This is a genomic window from Buttiauxella ferragutiae (assembly GCF_022637515.1).
GTDB lineage: Bacteria > Pseudomonadota > Gammaproteobacteria > Enterobacterales > Enterobacteriaceae > Buttiauxella > Buttiauxella ferragutiae.
Genome location: NZ_CP093332.1, coordinates 4630642 through 4651313, shown reverse-complemented (window position 1 = coordinate 4651313; position 20672 = coordinate 4630642). Strand labels below are relative to the sequence as shown.

Annotated in this window: 24 protein-coding genes and 1 tRNA gene; 16 read left to right on the top strand and 9 right to left on the bottom strand. The window is 47.8% G+C overall.

Annotation, left to right across the window (positions count from 1 at the left end; all coding sequences use genetic code 11):
* Positions 1 to 61: 61 nt before the first annotated feature.
* On the bottom strand, positions 62 to 1357 hold the full coding sequence (locus tag MNO13_RS21425; RefSeq protein WP_064540396.1) for an MFS transporter: 1296 nt from the start codon (positions 1355 to 1357) through the stop codon (positions 62 to 64).
* A 490-nt stretch (positions 1358 to 1847) separates the two neighbouring features.
* Between MNO13_RS21425 and uxaC the strand changes: the two genes are divergently transcribed.
* The 3 genes from uxaC to MNO13_RS21410 all read left to right on the top strand — a co-directional run bounded on the left by uxaC (position 1848) and on the right by MNO13_RS21410 (position 5396).
* Entirely contained in the window at positions 1848 to 3257 is a 1410-nt protein-coding gene (gene uxaC, locus MNO13_RS21420; RefSeq protein ID WP_241939289.1) for a glucuronate isomerase, read from the top strand.
* 18 nt (positions 3258 to 3275) lie between these two features.
* Positions 3276 to 4763 (top strand): UxaA family hydrolase, encoded by a 1488-nt coding sequence (locus MNO13_RS21415; RefSeq protein ID WP_064540388.1) that lies wholly within the window; start codon positions 3276 to 3278, stop codon positions 4761 to 4763.
* An 87-nt stretch (positions 4764 to 4850) separates the two neighbouring features.
* On the top strand, positions 4851 to 5396 hold the full coding sequence (locus tag MNO13_RS21410; protein ID WP_064540386.1) for a YgjV family protein: 546 nt from the start codon (positions 4851 to 4853) through the stop codon (positions 5394 to 5396).
* A gap of 92 nt (positions 5397 to 5488) precedes the next feature.
* On the opposite strand, the gene sstT is transcribed toward MNO13_RS21410, so the two are convergent.
* The 5 genes from sstT to MNO13_RS21385 form a co-directional block, all read right to left on the bottom strand.
* Entirely contained in the window at positions 5489 to 6733 is a 1245-nt protein-coding gene (sstT, locus tag MNO13_RS21405) for a serine/threonine transporter SstT (protein WP_241939288.1), read from the bottom strand.
* A gap of 294 nt (positions 6734 to 7027) precedes the next feature.
* A complete protein-coding gene (locus MNO13_RS21400; protein ID WP_064540382.1) occupies positions 7028 to 7996 on the bottom strand; it encodes a TerC family protein in 969 nt (322 codons plus the stop codon).
* Between the two features lie 277 nt (positions 7997 to 8273).
* Positions 8274 to 9272 (bottom strand): Gfo/Idh/MocA family protein, encoded by a 999-nt coding sequence (locus tag MNO13_RS21395; RefSeq protein ID WP_121814418.1) that lies wholly within the window; start codon positions 9270 to 9272, stop codon positions 8274 to 8276.
* Between the two features lie 72 nt (positions 9273 to 9344).
* A complete protein-coding gene (locus tag MNO13_RS21390; RefSeq protein ID WP_237931922.1) occupies positions 9345 to 9923 on the bottom strand; it encodes a class I SAM-dependent methyltransferase in 579 nt (192 codons plus the stop codon).
* A complete protein-coding gene (locus MNO13_RS21385) occupies positions 9923 to 10939 on the bottom strand; it encodes an HNH endonuclease (RefSeq protein ID WP_237931920.1) in 1017 nt (338 codons plus the stop codon). Before MNO13_RS21385 ends, MNO13_RS21390 begins: the two co-directional genes overlap by 1 nt.
* A gap of 274 nt (positions 10940 to 11213) precedes the next feature.
* Between MNO13_RS21385 and MNO13_RS21380 the strand changes: the two genes are divergently transcribed.
* The 3 genes from MNO13_RS21380 to MNO13_RS21370 all read left to right on the top strand — a co-directional run bounded on the left by MNO13_RS21380 (position 11214) and on the right by MNO13_RS21370 (position 12777).
* Positions 11214 to 11298 (top strand) — tRNA-Leu (locus tag MNO13_RS21380).
* A gap of 536 nt (positions 11299 to 11834) precedes the next feature.
* Positions 11835 to 12227 carry a hypothetical protein gene (locus tag MNO13_RS21375; RefSeq protein ID WP_241939287.1) on the top strand — a complete coding sequence of 131 codons (393 nt, stop codon included), beginning with the start codon at positions 11835 to 11837 and terminating at the stop codon, positions 12225 to 12227.
* Between the two features lie 142 nt (positions 12228 to 12369).
* Entirely contained in the window at positions 12370 to 12777 is a 408-nt protein-coding gene (locus tag MNO13_RS21370; protein WP_241939286.1) for a hypothetical protein, read from the top strand.
* Between the two features lie 95 nt (positions 12778 to 12872).
* On the opposite strand, the gene MNO13_RS21365 is transcribed toward MNO13_RS21370, so the two are convergent.
* The 3 genes from MNO13_RS21365 to MNO13_RS21355 are packed head-to-tail and all read right to left on the bottom strand — an operon-like array spanning position 12873 to position 13929.
* Entirely contained in the window at positions 12873 to 13091 is a 219-nt protein-coding gene (locus MNO13_RS21365; RefSeq protein WP_241939285.1) for a hypothetical protein, read from the bottom strand.
* 47 nt (positions 13092 to 13138) lie between these two features.
* Positions 13139 to 13357 (bottom strand): hypothetical protein, encoded by a 219-nt coding sequence (locus MNO13_RS21360; RefSeq protein WP_422387204.1) that lies wholly within the window; start codon positions 13355 to 13357, stop codon positions 13139 to 13141.
* Positions 13351 to 13929 (bottom strand): tyrosine-type recombinase/integrase, encoded by a 579-nt coding sequence (locus tag MNO13_RS21355; RefSeq protein WP_241940094.1) that lies wholly within the window; start codon positions 13927 to 13929, stop codon positions 13351 to 13353. Before MNO13_RS21355 ends, MNO13_RS21360 begins: the two co-directional genes overlap by 7 nt.
* Before the next feature lie 1124 nt (positions 13930 to 15053).
* Here MNO13_RS21355 and MNO13_RS21350 point away from each other — a divergent pair.
* The 10 genes from MNO13_RS21350 (at position 15054) to MNO13_RS21305 (ending at position 20608) form a co-directional block, all read left to right on the top strand.
* Positions 15054 to 15200: a hypothetical protein gene (locus MNO13_RS21350; protein WP_241939283.1), complete on the top strand. Its 147-nt coding sequence runs from the start codon at positions 15054 to 15056 to the stop codon at positions 15198 to 15200.
* Between the two features lie 576 nt (positions 15201 to 15776).
* A complete protein-coding gene (locus MNO13_RS21345; RefSeq protein ID WP_241939282.1) occupies positions 15777 to 16049 on the top strand; it encodes a hypothetical protein in 273 nt (90 codons plus the stop codon).
* A gap of 15 nt (positions 16050 to 16064) precedes the next feature.
* Complete coding sequence (locus MNO13_RS21340; RefSeq protein WP_241939281.1) at positions 16065 to 16232, top strand: hypothetical protein; 168 nt, start codon at positions 16065 to 16067, stop codon at positions 16230 to 16232.
* A gap of 102 nt (positions 16233 to 16334) precedes the next feature.
* The gene (locus tag MNO13_RS21335) at positions 16335 to 17114 is read left to right on the top strand and encodes a helix-turn-helix domain-containing protein (protein ID WP_241939280.1); all 780 of its coding nucleotides are present in this window, start codon (positions 16335 to 16337) and stop codon (positions 17112 to 17114) included.
* Positions 17115 to 17125: 11 nt separating this feature from the next.
* Positions 17126 to 17413 carry a hypothetical protein gene (locus MNO13_RS21330; RefSeq protein ID WP_241939279.1) on the top strand — a complete coding sequence of 96 codons (288 nt, stop codon included), beginning with the start codon at positions 17126 to 17128 and terminating at the stop codon, positions 17411 to 17413.
* A 105-nt stretch (positions 17414 to 17518) separates the two neighbouring features.
* Positions 17519 to 17905, top strand: coding sequence for a hypothetical protein (locus tag MNO13_RS21325; RefSeq protein ID WP_241939278.1), 387 nt, complete (start codon positions 17519 to 17521; stop codon positions 17903 to 17905).
* Positions 17905 to 18243: a hypothetical protein gene (locus MNO13_RS21320; RefSeq protein ID WP_241939277.1), complete on the top strand. Its 339-nt coding sequence runs from the start codon at positions 17905 to 17907 to the stop codon at positions 18241 to 18243. Before MNO13_RS21325 ends, MNO13_RS21320 begins: the two co-directional genes overlap by 1 nt.
* 725 nt (positions 18244 to 18968) lie before the next feature.
* Entirely contained in the window at positions 18969 to 19187 is a 219-nt protein-coding gene (locus MNO13_RS21315; RefSeq protein ID WP_241939276.1) for a hypothetical protein, read from the top strand.
* Positions 19184 to 19552, top strand: a complete 369-nt coding sequence (locus MNO13_RS21310) for a hypothetical protein (protein WP_241939275.1) — start codon at positions 19184 to 19186, stop codon at positions 19550 to 19552. The genes MNO13_RS21315 and MNO13_RS21310 overlap by 4 nt, the downstream gene beginning before the upstream one ends.
* Positions 19553 to 19573: 21 nt before the next feature.
* Positions 19574 to 20608, top strand: a complete 1035-nt coding sequence (locus tag MNO13_RS21305; protein ID WP_241939274.1) for a major capsid protein — start codon at positions 19574 to 19576, stop codon at positions 20606 to 20608.
* The last annotated feature ends 64 nt before the right edge of the window (positions 20609 to 20672 follow it).

Below are 20672 nucleotides of genomic sequence, written 5' to 3'. Positions count from 1 at the left end.
CATATTCTGGATACACAAAAGCCGCCATTAAGGCGGCTTTAAGTGCAAACTGAGACACCGATTATGCTAACGCTTGTTTCGGTTTTTGCTGGTCATTCAACTCACTGATGGGTTTGTTTTGCAGCACGGTCCAGATAACGATAGCACCGAGGATGTCGAACACCGCCAGAGCTGCAAACAGTGGGCTGAAGCCAAGGGTATCGGCCAACGCACCAACCACCAGAGCAAACATGGTGCTCGCAGTCCATGCCGCCATACCGGTCAGGCCATTCGCGGTTGCCACTTCATTACGACCAAATACGTCAGAAGAGAGCGTAATCAGTGCGCCAGACAGTGACTGGTGAGCAAAGCCGCCAACACACAGCAGGGCGATTGCCACATATGGGCTGGTGAACAGGCCGATGGTGCCTGGAGCAATCATCAGAATCGCGCCCATGGTCACAACCATTTTACGGGAAACAATCAAGTTCACGCCGAATACGCGCTGGAAAATAGGAGGAAGGTAGCCGCCAACGATACAGCCCAGGTCAGCAAACAGCATTGGCATCCAGGCAAACATCGCAATGTGTTTCAGGTCAAAGCCATACACTTTGAACATGAACAATGGGATCCAGGCGTTGAAAGTCCCCCACGCGGGTTCTGCCAGGAAACGTGGCAGTGCGATACCCCAGAACTGGCGGTTCTGCACGATTTTCCAGGCGCTCATTTTCTTGCTGTTGCCGGTCTGGTGATGAGCTTCCTGGCCGCCAATGATGTATTCACGTTCTTCTTCAGAAAGTCGTTTCTGATCGCGTGGGTGTTTGTAGAAAATCAACCAGGCCATTGCCCAGGCAAAGCTCAGCACACCAGAGATGATGAATGCCATCTGCCAGCTGTGCATGACAATCGCCCAAACGACTAATGGTGGAGCAATCATGCCGCCGATAGAAGAACCGACGTTGAAGTAACCTACTGCTATAGAACGCTCTTTAGCCGGGAACCATTCGCTACTGGCTTTCAGGCCCGCAGGGATCATGGCGGCTTCTGCAGCACCCACGGCACCACGAGCAATTGCCAGGCCACCCCAGCTTCCCGCTAGTGCTGTTGCACCACAGAAAATTGCCCATGCGACCGCGAAGAAGGCGTAGCCTACTTTAGTCCCCAGGACATCAAGCACGTAGCCCGCAACGGGCTGCATAATGGTATAGCAAGCTGAGTAGGCGGCTATAATGTAGGAATATTGCTGAGTCGAAATATGCAGCTCTTCCATCAATGTTGGAGCGGCCGCTGCAATAGTATTACGTGTTAGATAACCCAGTATGGTGCCCATAGTTACCAGGGCAATCATGTACCAGCGTAAGCCTTTAATCTTTCCCATTGGAATTTCATCCCGTCTTCATAATCAACCGTGTGTCATGCGGTTGCACGTCCGGCATTGCTGCCAGAACGAGTGTTCGATTAGAGGGGTTCATATCCGGGGGTATCACCCGGTACGACCCGTACCTTGCCTTAAAATAAACAAACTGTGGCAATTCCGGTTTCCGTACCGCAATGCGCTGTTCGTGATACCAGCGTCTGATGTATTTCCATTACTGATGTATTGCAACGGCAGGAAAGATAACTTGTCATACAGCTTCAAAAGTTGAGTGATATCACAAAAGTGTCGATCTGCTCACTCCAGGGGAGAAGGGGCTTGCAGACCAGAACTGGCGCGGGATACGGGTTCTTTTTAAACACAATATTAACAATAAAAGTGTGGTTTTTGTGACGAATACCACAAAAATCCACTCGGTCTCTGGAAATTGGTGTGATAACTTTATTTGCATTATGCGCAAGCATCGAACTGCTATGAACAGAGGAACCCTACAATGGCCCAGTTTATGACTGAAGATTTTCTCCTGGATACAGAATTTGCCCGCCGCTTGTACCATGAATTTGCAGCCGATCAGCCTATTTTCGACTATCACTGCCACTTACAACCACAGCAGGTTGCTGAAGATTACCGTTTCAAAAACCTGTATGACATCTGGTTAAAAGGTGATCACTACAAGTGGCGTGGCATGCGTGCTAACGGTGTGGAAGAGCGTCTGTGTACTGGCGATGCGACTGACCGCGAGAAGTTCGATGCCTGGGCCGCTACGGTTCCGCACACTATCGGTAACCCGCTGTACCACTGGACCCACCTTGAACTGCGCCGTCCGTTCGGTATCACTGGCAAACTGTTGTCCCCAACCACTGCTGATGAAATCTGGAACGAATGTAACGAGCTGCTGGCCCAGGATAGCTTCTCTGCTCGCGGCATCATGAAGCAGATGAACGTGAAAATGGTCGGCACCACTGATGACCCAATTGACGATTTGCGTTTCCACCGCCAAATCGCGCTTGACGCGTTTGAAACCAAAGTGCTGCCAAGCTGGCGCCCGGACAAAGCGTTCAACATTGAACAAGCTACTTTTGTTGAATACATGGGCAAACTTGCCGAAGTGTCTGATACCGACATCCGCCGTTTCAGCGACCTGCAAGCCGCACTGAGCAAGCGTCTGGATCACTTCGCCGAGCATGGCTGTAAAGTATCTGACCATGCATTAGATGTGGTGCTGTTTGCTGAAGCAGACGAAGCGACTCTGGATGGCATTCTGGCGCGTCGTCTTTCCGGTGCGACGCCAACTGAACACGAAACTGCACAGTTCAAAACTGCGGTTCTGGTTTGGCTGGCAGCTGAATACACCCGCCGCGGCTGGGTTCAGCAGTACCACATCGGTGCGCTGCGTAACAACAACCTGCGCCAGTTCAAACTGCTGGGGCCTGATGTGGGCTTTGACTCCATCAACGACCGCCCAATGGCTGAAGAACTTTCTCGCCTGCTCAGCAAGCAAAACGAAAACAATGAACTGCCAAAAACGATTCTGTATTGCCTGAACCCACGCGATAACGAAGTGTTGGGCACCATGATCGGCAACTTCCAGGGCGAAGGTATGCCAGGAAAAATGCAGTTTGGTTCCGGTTGGTGGTTCAACGACCAGAAAGATGGCATGGAGCGTCAAATGACGCAGCTGGCGCAACTGGGTCTGTTAAGCCGCTTTGTGGGCATGCTGACTGACAGCCGCAGCTTCCTGTCATACACCCGCCACGAATACTTCCGTCGCATTCTGTGCCAGATGATTGGCCGTTGGGTGGAAGCGGGCGAAGCGCCAGCAGACATCAAACTGCTGGGCAGCATGGTAGAAAACATCTGCTTTAACAACGCCCGAGACTACTTTGGCATTGAACTGAACTAATCAGGCTTTGAGGTTGATATGCAATACATCAAGATCCATACGCAAGATAACGTCGCCGTTGCGTTAGTGGACCTGGCTGAAGGTGAAGTCGTTACCGTCGAAGGGGCAGAGGTGACTCTGCGCCAGCCGGTACTGCGCGGCCACAAATTTGCGCTTGGCACCATCGCGCAAGGTGAGAATGTTGTTAAGTACGGTTTGCCGATTGGCCACGCGTTGGCCACCATTGAAGCCGGTGAGCACATTCACTCACACAATGCGCGTACTAATCTGAGCGACCTGGATGAGTATCGCTATCAACCTGATTTCCAGTCTCTTGCAAGCCAGGCAGCGGACCGTGAAGTCAACGTTTATCGCCGTGAGAACGGCTCAGTCGGTGTGCGTAATGAGTTATGGATTTTGCCCACTGTCGGTTGTGTCAACGGCATTGCACGCCAAATCCAGAACCGTTTCCTGAAGCAGAATAACGACGCCGAAGATATCGACGGCGTGTTCCTGTTCAGCCATCCGTTTGGTTGCTCTCAGTTGGGTGAAGACCACATCAACACCCGCACCATGCTGCAAAATATGGTGCATCATCCGAATGCAGGTGCGGTACTGGTGATTGGCCTCGGTTGTGAAAACAACCAGGTGAGTGCCTTCCGCGAAACGCTGGGCGAATACGATGCGTCGCGCGTGAAGTTTATGGTTTGCCAGCAGCAAGACGACGAAGTAGAAGCCGGGCTTGAGCAACTGCAAGAGCTGTATGAAGTGATGCGTCACGACAAGCGCGAACCAGGTAAAATCAGCGAACTGAAATTCGGCCTTGAATGCGGTGGTTCAGATGGTTTGTCCGGTATTACGGCAAACCCAATGCTGGGCCGTTTCTCCGACTATATGGTGGCGAACGGTGGCACGACTGTGCTGACGGAAGTGCCGGAAATGTTTGGCGCTGAACGCATTCTGATGAGCCATTGCCGCGACGAAGCGACGTTTGAAAAAACCGTCACCATGGTGAACGACTTCAAACAATACTTCATCGAACACAACCAGCCGATCTACGAAAACCCATCACCAGGGAACAAAGCTGGCGGTATCACCACGCTCGAAGAAAAATCCCTCGGCTGCACGCAAAAAGCCGGTGAGAGCGAAGTGGTTGATGTGCTGCGTTATGGCGAGCGCCTGAAAACGCCAGGTCTGAACCTGTTAAGCGCACCAGGTAACGATGCGGTTGCAACCAGCGCACTGGCTGGAGCAGGTTGCCACATGGTGTTATTCAGCACCGGGCGCGGCACGCCATACGGTGGTTTTGTGCCAACTGTTAAAATCGCAACTAACAGTGAACTGGCGACCAAAAAGCCGCACTGGATTGATTTTGACGCAGGCAAACTGCTGCACGGCAGCGATATGAACACCTTACTGAGCGAGTTTATCGACACCATTGTTGATATTGCCAACGGTAAAAAGACCTGTAATGAACGTAATGATTTCCGCGAATTAGCCATCTTTAAAAGCGGCGTTACGTTGTAAAAAGCCCCTTAGGTGATAACATGAAACGGCATTTTGATTTTCGAAATGCCGTTTTTTTTCGCCTAATTTTACTCACAAGGATTAGTCATGACCGCGTATTGGGTTGCCCAGGGCGTCGGCGTTCTCGCCTTTTTGGTCGGCATTACCACCTTCATCAATCGCGATGAACGGCGTTTCAAACTGCAACTGGCGGCATACAGCGCCATCATCGGCATTCACTTCTTTTTGATGGGCGCAAGCCCGGCAGGCATGAGTGCCGAACTTAACGCGTTCCGCACGGTTATCTCTTTGCGTACGCGTAGCTTGTGGGTAATGGGGATTTTCATTGCACTAACCCTGGGGTTAGGCCTGGCGAAATTTGATCATGCAATGGAATTGCTGCCGATTGCCGGAACTGTTGCCAGTACCTGGGCGTTGTTCCGCTGCAAAGGGTTGACGATACGCTGTGTGATGTGGTGTTCAACGGCTTGCTGGGTGACGCATAACTTCTGGCTGGGATCGATTGGCGGGACATTAATCGAAGGGAGTTTTTTGGTGATGAACGGCCTGAACATCGTTCGTTTCTGGCGTATGCAAAGGCGAGGAATTGATCCGTTTAAGGTCGAAAAAGAAGTGCAGCAACAAGAGGGATAATCGGACTCTTTTGTAGGTCGGTTAAGCGCAGCGCCACCCGACAAATCTCAGTTATGTTACTCCCTGCCTCGTAAGACAGGGAGCGTTAAACATTAACTGCGTAACGGGTTTTTATCCGCCAGGCGTGCATCTTCTGCCTGGCAAGCCGCCGCTGTAAACAACACATCTGTTGAGGAGTTGAGTGCGGTTTCGCAAGAATCCTGCAACACGCCGATGATAAAGCCGACAGCGACTACCTGCATGGCAATCTCATTCGGGATACCAAACATGCCGCAGGCCAGTGGGATCAGCAGCAAAGAACCGCCCGCCACACCAGAAGCCCCGCAAGCACACAGCGAAGCGACCACACTCAGCAGCAGCGCAGTAGGTAAATCTACCGGCACGCCCAGAGTATTCACCGCCGCCAGCGTCAGCACGGTAATAGTGATTGCCGCACCCGCCATATTGATGGTTGCACCCAACGGGATAGAGACAGAATAGGTATCGCGGTCCAGATTCAGCTTCTCGCACAGCGCCATATTCACGGGAATGTTGGCCGCAGAACTACGGGTAAAGAAGGCGGTAACGCCACTTTCACGCAGGCAAGCAAACACCAGTGGGTACGGGTTGCGACGAATCTTGATGAACACCAGCAGTGGGTTGATGACCAGCGCCACACCGAACATGCAGCCAACCAGTACCAACAGCAGTTGCGCATAGCTCCACAGTGTTTCAAAGCCAGTGGTTGCCAGTGTTGATGCGACCAGGCCAAAAATACCGACTGGGGCAAAGCGAATCACCACTCTAACGATGAACGTCACTGCGTCGGAAACATCGTTAATCAGATTTTTGGTGCTTTCATTGCCGTGGCGCAGAGCAAAGCCCAGACCCACAGCCCACACCAGAATCCCGATGTAGTTGGCGTTCAGCAGCGCATGAATTGGGTTTGCAACCATACTCATCAGCAGACCGCGCATGACTTCGACAATGCCTGATGGCGGGGTGATGTCCGTTGCGCCAGTCACCAGATGTAGCGTGGAAGGGAACGCGAAACTGATCACCACAGCGGTCAATGCAGCGGTGAAGGTACCCAGAAGATAAAGCACCAGAATCGGACGGATACTGGTTTTCTGACCATGTTTGTGGTTAGCAATGGATGCCATAACCAACATCAGAACCAGTACCGGAGCGACGGCTTTCAACGCTCCAACGAATAATGTACCGAGCAACCCAACGGCAATTGCCGCAGGTTTTGAAATAGCTGCCAGCGCGATACCGAGCACCAGTCCAACCAAAATCTGTTTTACCAGACTGCCCTTTGCCAGGCGATTTAGAATACCTGGGGATTGTGTTGCCATGAATAACCTTCCTGTTTAGTGTGTCGTCCCATCCTGGCCTGCACTCTAAGGTGCTTTTCGACCGGATGTATAGATTGGTGTTTGCCTGGTTGAGTATAAGGAAATGTCTCAGGGTAGTAAGTAGTAAACACTGATTATTTCGGTATAAGCTAGTTTTTATAACTAAATTTTAACAAATGTGTGACATTAGCGGCACTTCGCACAGCTGATATAGTAAAAAGAAAAACCCCGCCAAAGACGGGGTCAGAGACGTTTTTCGAAGGTCGGATAAACGTAGTGCCATCCGACGAAATATTACTTCGCGAGTCTCTTCTGATCGTTACGGTAGTTAACAATAGCGTTAATGATCAATGTTAACGCCAGAATGCCACCCACCACGCCCAGCGAAATCGCGATTGGGATATGGTAGAAATCGACAATCATCATCTTCACCCCGATAAATATCAGGATAATCGCCAATCCATACTTCAGCATGGTGAAGCGCTCAGCTACGCCCGCCAGCAAGAAGTACATTGCACGCAAACCGAGGATGGCAAACAGGTTTGAAGTCAGCACGATGAACGGGTCGGTTGTTACCGCAAAAATAGCCGGAATACTGTCTACTGCGAAAATCACATCGCTCAATTCAACCAGAATCAGCACCAGCAGCAACGGAGTGGCGAACAGCACCCCATTTTGGCGGGTGAAGAACCTTTCGCCCTCGATTTTATCCGTCATGCGCAGGTGGCCGCGAATCCAGCGTACCAGCGGTTTATCGCCAATACCGCCTTCATCTTCTTTCGACAGCGCCATCTTGAAACCGGTGAACAGCAAGAAGGCGCCGAACACATACAGCAGCCACTCAAACTGAGAAATTAGCCAACTGCCGGCGAAAATCATAATGGTACGCAGCACAATTGCGCCCAGCACGCCATAGACCAGCACGCGGCGCTGCAAGGCTGCAGGCACGGCGAAATAGCTAAACAGCATTAGCCAGACAAACACGTTATCCACTGCGAGTGATTTTTCAATCAGATAACCGGTGAGGAAGGCGAGAGCCTGAGCATCCGCTACTTCACGGCCCGATGTGCCGGTGAGATACCACCAGAATGCCGCATTAAACAGCAGCGAAAGCGTAACCCAAACCAGGGACCATACGGCCGCCTGCTTCATGGTCATGGTGTGTGAGCCTTTACGACCCTGAAGCAGCAGATCGATGGCCAACATGATAACGACCACGACAGCAAAACTGCCCCACAGTAATGGAGTGCCGACACTATTCATAAAAGGGTTTCCTTCAAACAAAACAAAAACGGCCAACGTCGGAAGACGCCAGCCGCTAATGCTTGCAACAGGGATCTCGCCTTCCGGCAAGGTCTCACTTACAACATCTATACGTTACATATATATGTTGCCCGGTAACCGGGTGTTTTATTTTTAAACACCGTAATGACGATTAACCGACGAAGAAGTTACTCCCCTTTGCGGGCAGAAAAATATTACTTCCCATACATTTCGTCAACATTTCCCTCTTTGTTTTACACAGCTTTACGCCGATGCATCACGCAGGTGAATGTACTGGGAGATCATCTGCCGGAAATTTCACGCCAGTCTGCGCGCGAATCTCGGTGCTCAGCAACGCGGTGGAGCGTGACGTCACTAAACCAGGATGATTAACTTCATTCTCGGTGACCAAACGAGCAAAAACTTCGGCTTCATAAAGCATAGTATTGATATGCTGTGGGAGCGTTAGATCCTGCGGTTTGCCACCACGAGGGATAAAGGTGATGCGCTGGCATTCAGAGATTTTCTCGATAACCAAAGAGCCGGCTTCGCCCTGAATCTCACTTGGGATAGTGGAATCGCTCACTTTGGAGTGCAACAGATTCACGTCAAAATCGCCGTAATTCATCTGCACCGAACCGTGCGCATCGACACCGCTTTCCAGCAGGCTGGCGGTAGCATGAACCGAATACGGCTCGCCCCACAACGCCACTGCTGACGCCAGCGTGTAAAAACCGATATCCATAATCGAGCCGTTGGAAAACGCTGGATTAAAGGTGTTTGGGTTCTCGCCATCGAGATAACGCTGATAGCGCGAGGAATACTGGCAATAGTTGAGCAGCACTTTGCGGATCTTGCCCACTTTCGGCAATGCCTGTTGCAGCGCGATAAAGTTCGGCAGACTGGCAGTTTTGAACGCTTCGAACAGCACCACCTGGTTTTCACGCGCGCAGGCAATCGCCGCTTCCACTTCACGCAAATTAGACGCCAGCGGCTTCTCGCAAATCACATGTTTTTTATGGCTGAGAAACAGCAGAGTTTGCGGGGAATGCAGAGAGTTCGGGCTGGCGATATAAACTGCATCAATGGCGTCGCTCTTCGCCATCGCATCGAGATCGGTAAAGAGATGTTCCACCGGATAGTCACTGGCGAAGGTTTGCGCCTGTTCCAGCGAGCGGGAGTAGACCGCGGTGAGTTTATATTTGCCACTTTCGTGGGCAGCATCGACGAACTGACGGGTGATCCAGTTAGTTCCAATAACAGCGAGGCGTATCATAAACGGGTGCTATCTCCGAAGGGGATTATCTTTGAAAGACTATCATGATGTGTGGGGAAAACCAGTGCTGGGCTAGCGTTTTCTGAGAAGTGCATTCAGCCAAATCTCGTCACGCTCGGGGCGTTTATCTGCCGTCGTCCACATCGTCTCAATTTCTATTTCCTGAATGGATTCCAGTAATTTATTGAGACTGGTTTCATTCATATCCGTAAACCGACGCCCATCTTTCTCTCGCTCACTTTCGCCATACTTAAACGAGACATACCAGGTGCCGCCGGATTTCAGCGCATCAGTTAGTTTGTGCATCACAACCGGTAATTCTTGATTGGGAACGTGGAGCAGAGAAGCGCAACACCAGATGCCGTCGTACTTTTTCTTTGCACTGATATCGGCAAATGTCATTTGTTGAACGGACAAACCGCTATGTTGCGTTGCCAACGCCACCATTTCCGAAGAGGCGTCAAACGCATCAACGATATAACCCATTTCATGGAACGCTTTAGCATCACGCCCGGAACCGCAGCCTGCATCCAGCACCGTCGCACCTGGTTGTAAATGGCGGGTAAAGGAATCGTACAGCGAAGACATATCAACATTCACGGTGCCGTCGAAAAAGGTTTGGGCATTGTATTGGTAATAATTAAGCGTCATCAGAATGTGGCCTCGCCTTCTGCTTTCGGTTCCCACGTGTGGAACAGTCTGTTGTTTTTGACTTTATGCCATTGGCTTTCAAGAAAATCTATCCGCCGTTCTGGCTGCGTTCCAGTCTGATTCACAATAGTTTCATGGAGTGGCAGTTTGCTTTGAATAAAATACTCATTGCGAGCATGAAGCCGCTGCAACAGTTTGCGGCTCGGCAAATGCGAGGATTTACCCTCAACGCCACGGTTGCAGCATTTACACGCCAGCACCAAATTCCACACGCCATTGATATTGTTGACCTCTTCACGCGCAGACCAGGGAATGAAGTGATCAACGTCAGCCAGTTCGGCGTCGCCGGGTATCAGGCTGATGGGTTTAAAACAGTAGAAACAACGGCCTTTCTGGTAACCATTCAAACTGTCCCGGCAACTGGTGATATCTACTCGCCTTTCATTAATACGGCTGAAGAGAAGCTGATTATGTTCATCGAACTCTACCGCAACCAGATTTCGGGAAACGCCCATCGCCCAGGCCTGCTCAACCAGATTCCATCGCGCGTTCGTTTCAAAGGCAAGATTCTGATATTGCTGCCGTTCGCTTAGCTGATAAAAGTTATCGGTAAGCCGAATCCCTTTATGCGTTTTTCGCTCATCAAGGAAAAAGCGTTTCTCGATCTCGCCTTGATTAACGTTATGGAAGGCATCAATCACATTGTTAAACCCGAGCCGCACCGTGGTTTCCGTCAATTTATCCTGCGATATCTCACCATTGTTAAACTGCACACAGGCTTCCAGATACTGACTGCCTCGGGATGTGATTTGCTTTGGAGCATGTAAAAGATGCTCGCAAAGATGGCGGCTAAACGGAACGGCAAGATCTTCAAGCGTGACCAGATCACTACCTGATTTGTCCACATCATACAAAGCGTGCGCGAGGGCAAATTTGTAAGATGCGACGTTTCTTCCAAAAAGGATCACACCGCGCCAATAATTCTCAAGCGTTGGGTCAGCCTGATAAAAATCCATTCACGTTTTCCCGGTTACGGTTTGGTCATGCAGAAGGGGAGTTGGGTTACTGAAACCTGTAACGCGATCACATAACAAATGAAAGGTGATGTAAACCGAGGAAGGATAGATTTAGTGAATTTGTGAGCTGTAAAGGCTGTGCCGAGCAGTAGAAAGGGTAATGAATTGAAGATGCGCTGATTTTTTCAGCACTTAGCACGTAAACGATAGAATGGGGCTTGCAAGGTTAAGCACGACAGGTATAATCCCCAACGTTTTCCGCATACCTCTTCGTGCCGAAGTGGCGAAATCGGTAGACGCAGTTGATTCAAAATCAACCGTTGAAAGACGTGCCGGTTCGAGTCCGGCCTTCGGCACCATTCACTTTTGTTTCTTATAAAACAATGAGTTAGTGTGAAAAATCTATCTCATTTGCATGTAAGAAATGTCAATTCCTCATCAAGTACTAAAGCCACTGTGGTTTGTTAATGGCTTTTGGTATGTTATCACGCAGTGGCAAGTAGTTACCAGGCTCAACCTTGTACAGCTTTTTCCTTTGAAGCCAGAAGACGCGCCACCGTCTCAAAATCCTATACCAAAAAACTTTCAGCAAGCGCATTTAAGCCCGATGTTCTCCTATGTTACACGTCGTGATGACGTTGCAGAGAATAAACAGGTCTATGGTGGTTCGTACCTGCACACGAAATGCAGGCTCTGCCAGCGTCTCAGCCACGCTCCCTTATGGGTACACGGTTATCCTGATAAATGCTTGCTGTCTGACATAACCCTGATGCTGTCGCCCAAAGGCTCCGCTTGTTGTCTTACCACCAACGGGGCTTATTGGTTGTTATTGTCCAAAATCGACGTGAAGAGTATTTTTACAGGTACTCATTTAATGATGTTCGTGAGGTTATGAATGGCGATCAATCTTCGGATTTACCAGTGTTTGGCATTGTCTATGCTTGGGGCTATTGCTTTCGGAGTCGAGGCAGAAACTCAATCTCTCAAATGCGTCTACCCTAAATACAGTGATAATAAGGGGATTCATGTAGCAAAAAATCCTATGGTCTTCTTGTTCATCATTGACACAAAGACGGACAAAGCATACATGAGTGGAAATGTTGGCTCTGGAGAAGTGACAGTTATACCAAATGGGGTAAATGGAAACGCCTTCATAGAAACCACTCCTGTTGGTAATATTACAGTTACAACCGTAATGACTAATGGTGAATCGGTGCATACCAGGAGTATGGTTTATCCCGATGGAATTTTAGCTTCTCAATACTACGGGACTTGCGTAGCCAACTGATCACTTCTGAACAGGGTTTAAAAGGAAATGGCGTAGCGCCCCATAAAGTAAGACTCCCAGCAGATGTACTGTCTTGAACAAAAAATAACCGCAACTATCCTTTCTTTTACAACACAGCAAATAACAAAAAGAAGGGGTGATTATGTTCGAGGATCTGAAAGAAAGCTGGTTCATCAGCAAAGTTGAAACTGTGATTCAAACAGAAATAAACTGTCTCCCACTTATGTTTAAGAACCATACAGAAGGTTTAGCTCACGCGATTGTGCTGAAACAGTATCAAGTTCGTTCTTTTGTTTTCTCAAAAATGGATGGCTCACGTCTTAATCCAAAAATTGCAGCGGTTGAATCGGTACTAACGTTCATTAGCTTGTATGGCGGGCAAGGGCAGATTCTGGTTAATGGTGGTGACTGTTTAGGCGCTTTGAAAATCATTAGTGTTCAGTTATTGAAGCAATTAGAGGTGGAATCAACGACTGCTTATGAAAATGGTTACGTTGAAATGTTCATTGCACCTTTGTTACGAAGAGCATTACCTGAGCTTGGGACATAGAGAAAAGGGGGCATTGCGCCCCCTCGTATCATCCTCTCAAAGCCTGTAGCCACATCATCAAAAGGTGTAGCTGGCTTCCTGTCATGGCTGGCACTTTAACCCGTCTTCCGGCTTCTACATTGCACAGCGCGAGCGCTAACGCCATAATGCTGCTGTTCGGCATTTCCTGATCTCCGTTGGGATTGTTGGATACGGCGGGGGCTGTCTTCCGGCAAGTTGCCAGCCTTCGCCACTTCTTTTCTTAGGTTTGGTGGTAACAGGTGGCGCTGTAGTGTCGTTCCTGCAAGTTTCACTGTCTGCGTATACACACGCATGGTGGCTCCGTTCCATTGAAAGCTAATGATCGGCTCTTCCTCCTTCTTCACTCTTCTGAATCATCAGTGTCGAATGTCTTTGCATACGGGCATTTCCCCTTAGTTACGTAGGTGAACAGGTAGATGCTGTTCTGATACGTGCATAGCGTTTTCCCGTTCTCCGTCTGCTCCTCCTGTGGGTTGGTCATCGTAATTTGTCCGGCATTCGCCAGGGTTGGTAATAACGCCAGCGTCAGCACAATTAAGCCTTTCATATTGATCACCATTCTAAAGAAAACTCCTCTGTTAAATCGTCCTGCACGTCCTGACCGTACCCGATGTAATACATGGTTGAGCGCGGATCTGTCTGCCCCAGGAAATGGGCGATTGTCTCTATAGCCACCCCATTTTCGAATAAAATTCGGCCACGGCTTTTACGTGGTGTATGGCATCCCACGTTAGAGAATCCTGCTCTACGTCCCATCTTCCCAAATTCAGTGAATACCGTGTTACGGGTTACGGCGTTGCCTTTGCTACGGAGATCGCCCTTGCTAAAGATGAAATCCGTCTCCACTGGCATATCGGCTTGCTCTGCCTTGCGTTGTGCCACCACTGACAGCATCGCGGCTGTCACCTTTGGCCTTACTACGTTTCCCGTTTTCTCCTGCTTCACCTTGAGGTGAGATTGCCCTTCTACATCTTCGTACCGGAGTTTGAGCACGTCAGAGATACGCAAGCCTGATTCATACATAAACACCCACAGGCAATAAAACAGGTTGGTGGTGGTGTTGCGCTGTAGCTCTGCCGCCACTGCCTTAATTTCATCTGCACTCTTTAGCGCCTGGCTAATGCCTTTCATCTTTACCCTCCTTATGTTCGTTTCGTTGAAATCATCATTGATCATAAATTGATCATTTTCAATAGGTTGTACGATACGTGAGTTTAAGAAGAGCACAAAATGATCAAAAGGTGTGCGCGGTTGCCTGAGTCGCTTAACGACCTTCGAGGCACTTCCCCAATTCCAGGCGCGGATTTTGGCAAATATCAGTAAGTGATTGAAAAATAAATGAAAATAAATGAAAATAAATTTGATCTCATAATTCATGAAACGGTGGTTATGTCAAGAAATTTATTTTCGATGGCGGGGTGTTACCCCTGTTCGCACGGTGAAGTGATGGAAAAGTGTACTGAATGATTTAAATCAACAAGTTACAGAATACACTTTTCTAATGTGTATCGAAGCGGGGCGAAATTGCACGATAGATGATAATAATTCTCATCCGTAGCGATGTGATCTGAGTTGTTGAGAATCATTATCAATAAGGCGGTTTTGGCATGGAAAATTCAATTGTTACATTGTAACAAAAAGTCGTTAAGCAGGACGGGCATACATCTACAGTGATGGTTGTCACGATGATCAGCTACGAGCCGCACTGCGTAAGGTTCCACAAAGTTAAGTGATTCTGAAATGAAAGTTTAAAGTTTAACTTAGGTTACATTATCCCCTGATCTTTATATGCTAATTACCAGCGGATTAGATGCCTGTTTGATAGGGATAACCTCTGGTTAACCTCAGATTAATCTTAGGCTATGTTGCATGGACGATTCGGAGCAAGCAGGGCGACGATTTACCGTTTGGTGAAGTGACATTTTATCACACTCAGAATGATAGGCTCAGGCACTATACCGGATGGGGTAGGTCTCTGTGACATAGGGGGTAGGTCAGGCTGACCTGGGGGGTAGGTCTCTGTGACATAGGGGGTAGGTCAGGCTGACACACAATAAGACTAAGTTATAAGAGTAAGTTAAGACTATCTTTTAAAGATCTTATATCAATATGATTTATGCGCTGACTCAGGTCAGGCTATGCCGCGCATATAATTTATGTATGATTGTTCTTGCTGTTTTTCCTTATCGGTACTCAAGGGGAAATCTCACCTACGCCATCCTTGACGGGCTGACGGTTCGACCCCCGTACCGCTCATGAAAAAAAGCAAAGCGTCTCTCTGTACCTTCTGGATTCGTGCAAACTTCGTTTCTGACGTGAGTCAGGCACGAATGATTATTTGCCATCGGCAAGAGATCATTTTCGCCGTTGGCGAATACCTTTGCGCTGTGCGCGGTATGTAACCATGTAACAACCATCTAACGATGATTGACCACATGCTAACTCTACCTAACGACAATTAACCCTCCTACGTCCTACCGTCCGTAGTCGTGCTCATTCTCGAAGGTAGAGCGGCTAAGGCTCACTTTCACCGTTGCTACGGTTCAGTTCACCAAGCCAACCAACCAATCACCTATTAACCCTCTAATAACTACCGTCATTCTCGTGCAATGGTTTCTTGGGGTTGGGGGAAAGTGCCAGAGGGCGGCAGTGATGCAAGCATAGTGCCTCAGACGCGCTGTGAGCGATTTTAAGAGGGGAGGGGATAAACCGGTAGCCTTAATGCGTCAGAACGTCGCACAGAGCTTCTCAGGAGGTTTTTAGTTGTGTGTATGGCTGTCTTCTCTGGTGGCAAGTTCTACCATAAAAACATCTTGACTTCAATGCTTATAATTTGATATAAATAACGTAATCGCTTGACATTTCATAACGAATTGAAAAAGATCAATAAATGTCTTGACAAATGGTGAGTTTTACTGTACTATGAAAAGTATAGTGATAATCATTGCTATCTAACCCACATCGACCAACATTCCATCATGCAAAATTGCAGCCTCCACCAGGTATTTGGTGCGGGGGATTTCTTGCGTCTGGAGAAAACTGAAACAGGAGAAAATAACATGCGTTACTTCAACGTTGACCAAATCTACGCAGATTTGATTACAGGCCGAACAACACGAGGCCTTATCTACAGTTCCCTCGTCTGTGCGCGAAAGCGTGAACAACCGGAGAGAGTGGAAATGTTCGAGGAAGCGATCCGACGCTTTGACGAATGGCGAGCAACACCAAACTTCACACCAGTGACCAGCTAACCCAGGAGAACCAGAATGATTGAGAAGAAAATCAAACTACCGCCATCAACCAGTTTGATGATACCGGATGAAACATTCCAGATTCTATTCAGAGAAGCAAAGCGTAGAAAAATGAGCGTCAGCGCACTACTTCTTGAAGAATGCCAAACTCTGGCGGTCAAATACTCGAAAGCTGGCGCGTAACTACAACTATCCAGCATTAACCACAATCCCACGAATGAGAAGCGGAGAAAACCACATGATGAGCATTCGTAATTTACTGAGCATACATAGGAGCAAACAACAATGGCAAAAACACTCGCCCAGATTCAGGCTAAACATGAACACAAGAGTAAAGATAAAGACGGAAAAATTGTAACTTCACAAAAATTTATAAAGAACTTCACTTTCTTCGAAGACATTGAATACCTTTACTCAACACTCTGTCCCGAAGGGATAAAGATAGACGGCTGGCACGTCGCTCTGTATTGTCGATTTTTGAGTTATCAAGCGAATGGTAATAATTGCTACGAGAGCCACGACACATTAGCAAGAAAATGCAAGGCATCCTCTTCGACGGTGCAAAGACGGATTAAAGAATTGAAAAAATTAGGTCTGGTGAAAACAGACAAACACCCAAATCCCAATATTTCATCGCTGCTTTACACTGCATTACCACTCACCGATGCTCACATCATCCCACCAGATCAGCTATCAGCAGCGCCAGAATCTGATGTAGTACGGCAACAGCCGGAGCCAATGCCAGCCCCTGAGCCAGCTACCGCAGAGGAACTGAATGCTCCTGATTTGGATGCCATACCGTTTGCCTGCGATGAGCCAGAAGAGCAACCAACTCCAACGATCCCCACTCAGCAGGATAAGCCTGAGCTTCCCTGGGGCGGTACGGTTCCGGGGAAAACGAATGGACAGCCACAAGATGCTGCAATGGAATGGGCTTTAACTAAAACGAAGGGCGATGAAGAAGAAGCATACCGACTTATTTCCAGAGTGGCTTCTGAATACCTTGGAAAAGAGGTGGTTTTTGAACCGCAAGCGGAAGACGATTTCGACGACATAGAATTTTAACAGGAGGAACATTGATTCAATACATTTCAACAAACGGCGGTACTCATCGCCTACAAATTAACGATGCAGGAAAGGCAGTATACAGATCACTCGAATGGTTCTGGAAAGGAAGGAAAACACAAATAAGCTATGGAGAGTTAACTGATAAATCTGGGTGTAGTTTGAATGGGATTAAATTTTGGTTACGCGCCCTCTCAAATATCGGTGTAATTGAGATAGATGATGAAAGCAGTTATTTATCATTCACGCTGAAATATATCGAACGTGACAATGTAGAGTTCTTCTACAGCAATTTCTAAAACTAAATCGGGAAACTTTTATGATAACTGCATTATGGTGGTTAGTGATTCTGTACGGATTATTTGTTACGACACGACACGGAAGTTTCTCTAAACGAGGGTTTAATGGGAAGAAAAGAAAAAAGCAATCTGATTAGAATTGAAAAAGCAACAAGAGCACATCAACGCAAATTCACCACTACATTACAAGACATGGCGAGGCAATCTGAGCCTGGCGAATGGTATACAGAAATAATAGAACACCCTCCAACGGTTCCAACCGGATCAGAGTATGAACTATTGCAGGATGTTTTAGCCTCTTCTGATAACGTCTTCTATAAACCACGCCGCCGCCGTGAATACCAGGTTGATTCATCCAATCTCAAAAAGTGGCAGCTATACGCAGAAAATTATATTGATTGGGTGGGGTATTTCCAGACCAACGGTCTATCACAACACATACAGGCGCTGGATATTTTATTTCAAGATGACAACAAGGATGTAAACGAATAATGAATACATACAACACCATTCAATCTCTACTCTTTAGCTTCGAAGATAATTATCATCTTCCATCATTGGCCTTAGTGAATAATGCACAGCTAAAAGGTACACATCCCGCGCTGCTCGAGGCCATCAAACAAACTGAACAGGCCATTACAGCACTTGAACATCTGCAAACGGTTGTAACGCGTCTGGTGGAGCGTGACGGTAGTACAATTACACAGGAAGATGCCTGGCGGGTTAGTGACGATCTGGCTGAGCTTTTATATTCACTTCTATACCTCATCGCTGAACTGGGGCAGCTTTCGATAGAAATTGCGGAAGAATACATGGTGTGTGGTGAGTGAATAAAAACTAGCTAATAGTGAATGATTACGCATAAAGTGCTTGACTATGTAACTAAAATGGTATATACTAATAAATAGGGAATCCACAAACGTATCGAATCACGTTCCTCTCCCTTGTATGTCAATACGCACTCCCTGAGAATACCGTTATCCCATAGCGGTATTTTCTCCCTTAAAAATGTTCTCTCTGAAAGCGTTGGTTTTCTTCTTTGTATTGTTTAGTTCCGAAGGAATGCGCGGGATGTAATATCTCGGTGTGTTGGTATTGCATCGCAATCACCGCGCATCTCCGACTTTTTCAGAAAGAGCATTTGCTCTTTACACCTTATAACCTCCGTTAGGGATTATAAGCAGTCAGACTGAATAAAGCTGATACCGTAGCAGGTGAGGTTTTTACGTTCAGGCTGGCAAATCTTCTATTAATAACACCGAAAGTGTCAGAGATAGATAATGAAACCTCATTTACTCCAGGGCTGCAATATGCTTTTAAATGAGGAGCTATGACGGGGGATCCTGCTTCTGTTACTCGTAATGGTTGCCCCCTCATTTATCTAAGAAGCCATTCTTTAACATCATAATCCTCCAAAATGAAAATGACGTTAAATAATGCCTCTCTAACAAGGTATTCCTCCAGGGGCTTAATCGCCCCTTTTTAATAGTCTGCGTGTAACACTTTCGTTATTAATGGAAGAGTTAATGGCAGACACAACGCGAAGGAAACGACAATGTTTCTACTTAATAATAAATCGCGTGTACTCAAATATAAAAATGATGTTCTTACCATCAATCCTGAAATGATTGAAAAGGTGGCTCATTATGCAGGTTGTTCAATTGCCGAGGTGATCAAAACAATGGAAACGTATTTCCCTGATGAATCACAACAACAAAAACCAACCATTGATGATTTGATAACACGTAAAGCAAAGGAATCAACCAAACAATGATTATTGACCTGGATACGCTGTTTCCACAGCGCCTATCACTAACTGATATTGTCAGTTATGCCACAGACACTTTTGCCTCTGTGGAAAGCAAAACATTTGCCTCTCTTCCTGCTGATGTTGAATGCGGGGACGTGCTTGATAGCACAGGCGCTCTCTACACCTCCGGCGCTGATGCCTTTGTGGTGGTGAGTGAATTTGTCACTGCTGGCTCTAATAAAGCCGTCAACGTCCTACGCTCTCCGGCGCGTGGCTCTCTCGTCTGTATCAAATCGGACAACCTCACCGCTGCTGATGGTGCACATGATGCCGCTGTAGCTGCTCTGGCTGCTCAAGGCTTCCAGGTGCGTGAGTTCTTCACCAGTTAATCAAGGAAGGAAAATAATAACATGGCTATTTTAGGTCAAAACTACGTGGATCTTTCTCCACTCTTCAATCTCAACCCTACACGTAACTATCTGCTCGCCTCTTTGGGCTTGTTCGATGGTACAGGGGTATCTTCTCATAAAGTGGCGGTGAGCCGCCTTGTTGAAGACAACAGATCTCTGTTCAATCAGCCTACCGCAAGGTTCTCAAGCGAACATAACGTAACAGCACGTCAGACAGGTAAGGAATACCTGATCGAACTTCCGTATTTCCTGCGTGAAGACCAGATCACTCCGGCAGATATCCAGGGCAAGCGTAAACCAGGGACGGATGTACAAGAGACTCTAACCGATCTGTTTGCTGATTATACCCAGCGCCATAGCGTGGCATTTATGCGTACACGTGAGAGCTACCTTGCTCGCTCCTTGTTCTCCGGTACGGTGAACACTCCGAAAACTGATGATGTGCTGATCGACTTTGGCGACCTTTTCGGCGTAGCGCCAATGAATACCACTCTCGATCTGACCGCTACAGATAGCAGCGCCTTACGTGCCATTGACGATATGGTGACGCAAATCACCGAAGCGGCTCAGGGAATGGCGTCACAGGTAGAGCGGATCATCATATTTGCGAAAGGTGGCTTCTATAGCGATCTGCGTTTCAGTCCTGCAATGGAAGCGGCTTTTCGCTATGTCAGTCCACTGGATGAGGGGAATGTAGTGTTCCAACGTCGTGACCTGCTGCCAGGTGTAAGCACTTTCAGCATTCCAGGCTCAAATGTCGATGTGATCAAAGTGACTGATCCACTGTTACTTGCACAGATGGGTGATGCTGATGCTATCGCTATCCCACAGTTTGCGGCTGGCTCGAACGTATACCAGAACATCTACGGTGCTCCATCAAGCAACTTTGAACTTCTGGATGCTACCCCAGCAGAAACCTATAGCTGGAGCTACGAGAGCGAACGTGGCGACGTTGTGAATGTGATTTCTGAGAACAGTTCTCTGCCTGTGAATAACGGGTTGGGCTTCTCTGTTCACATCAAAGCCTCAGAATAATGAGCGATGGACGGTAGCTCTTCCCGTCTGGAAATAACAGAAGAGCTTTAATCAGGGGCGTAGG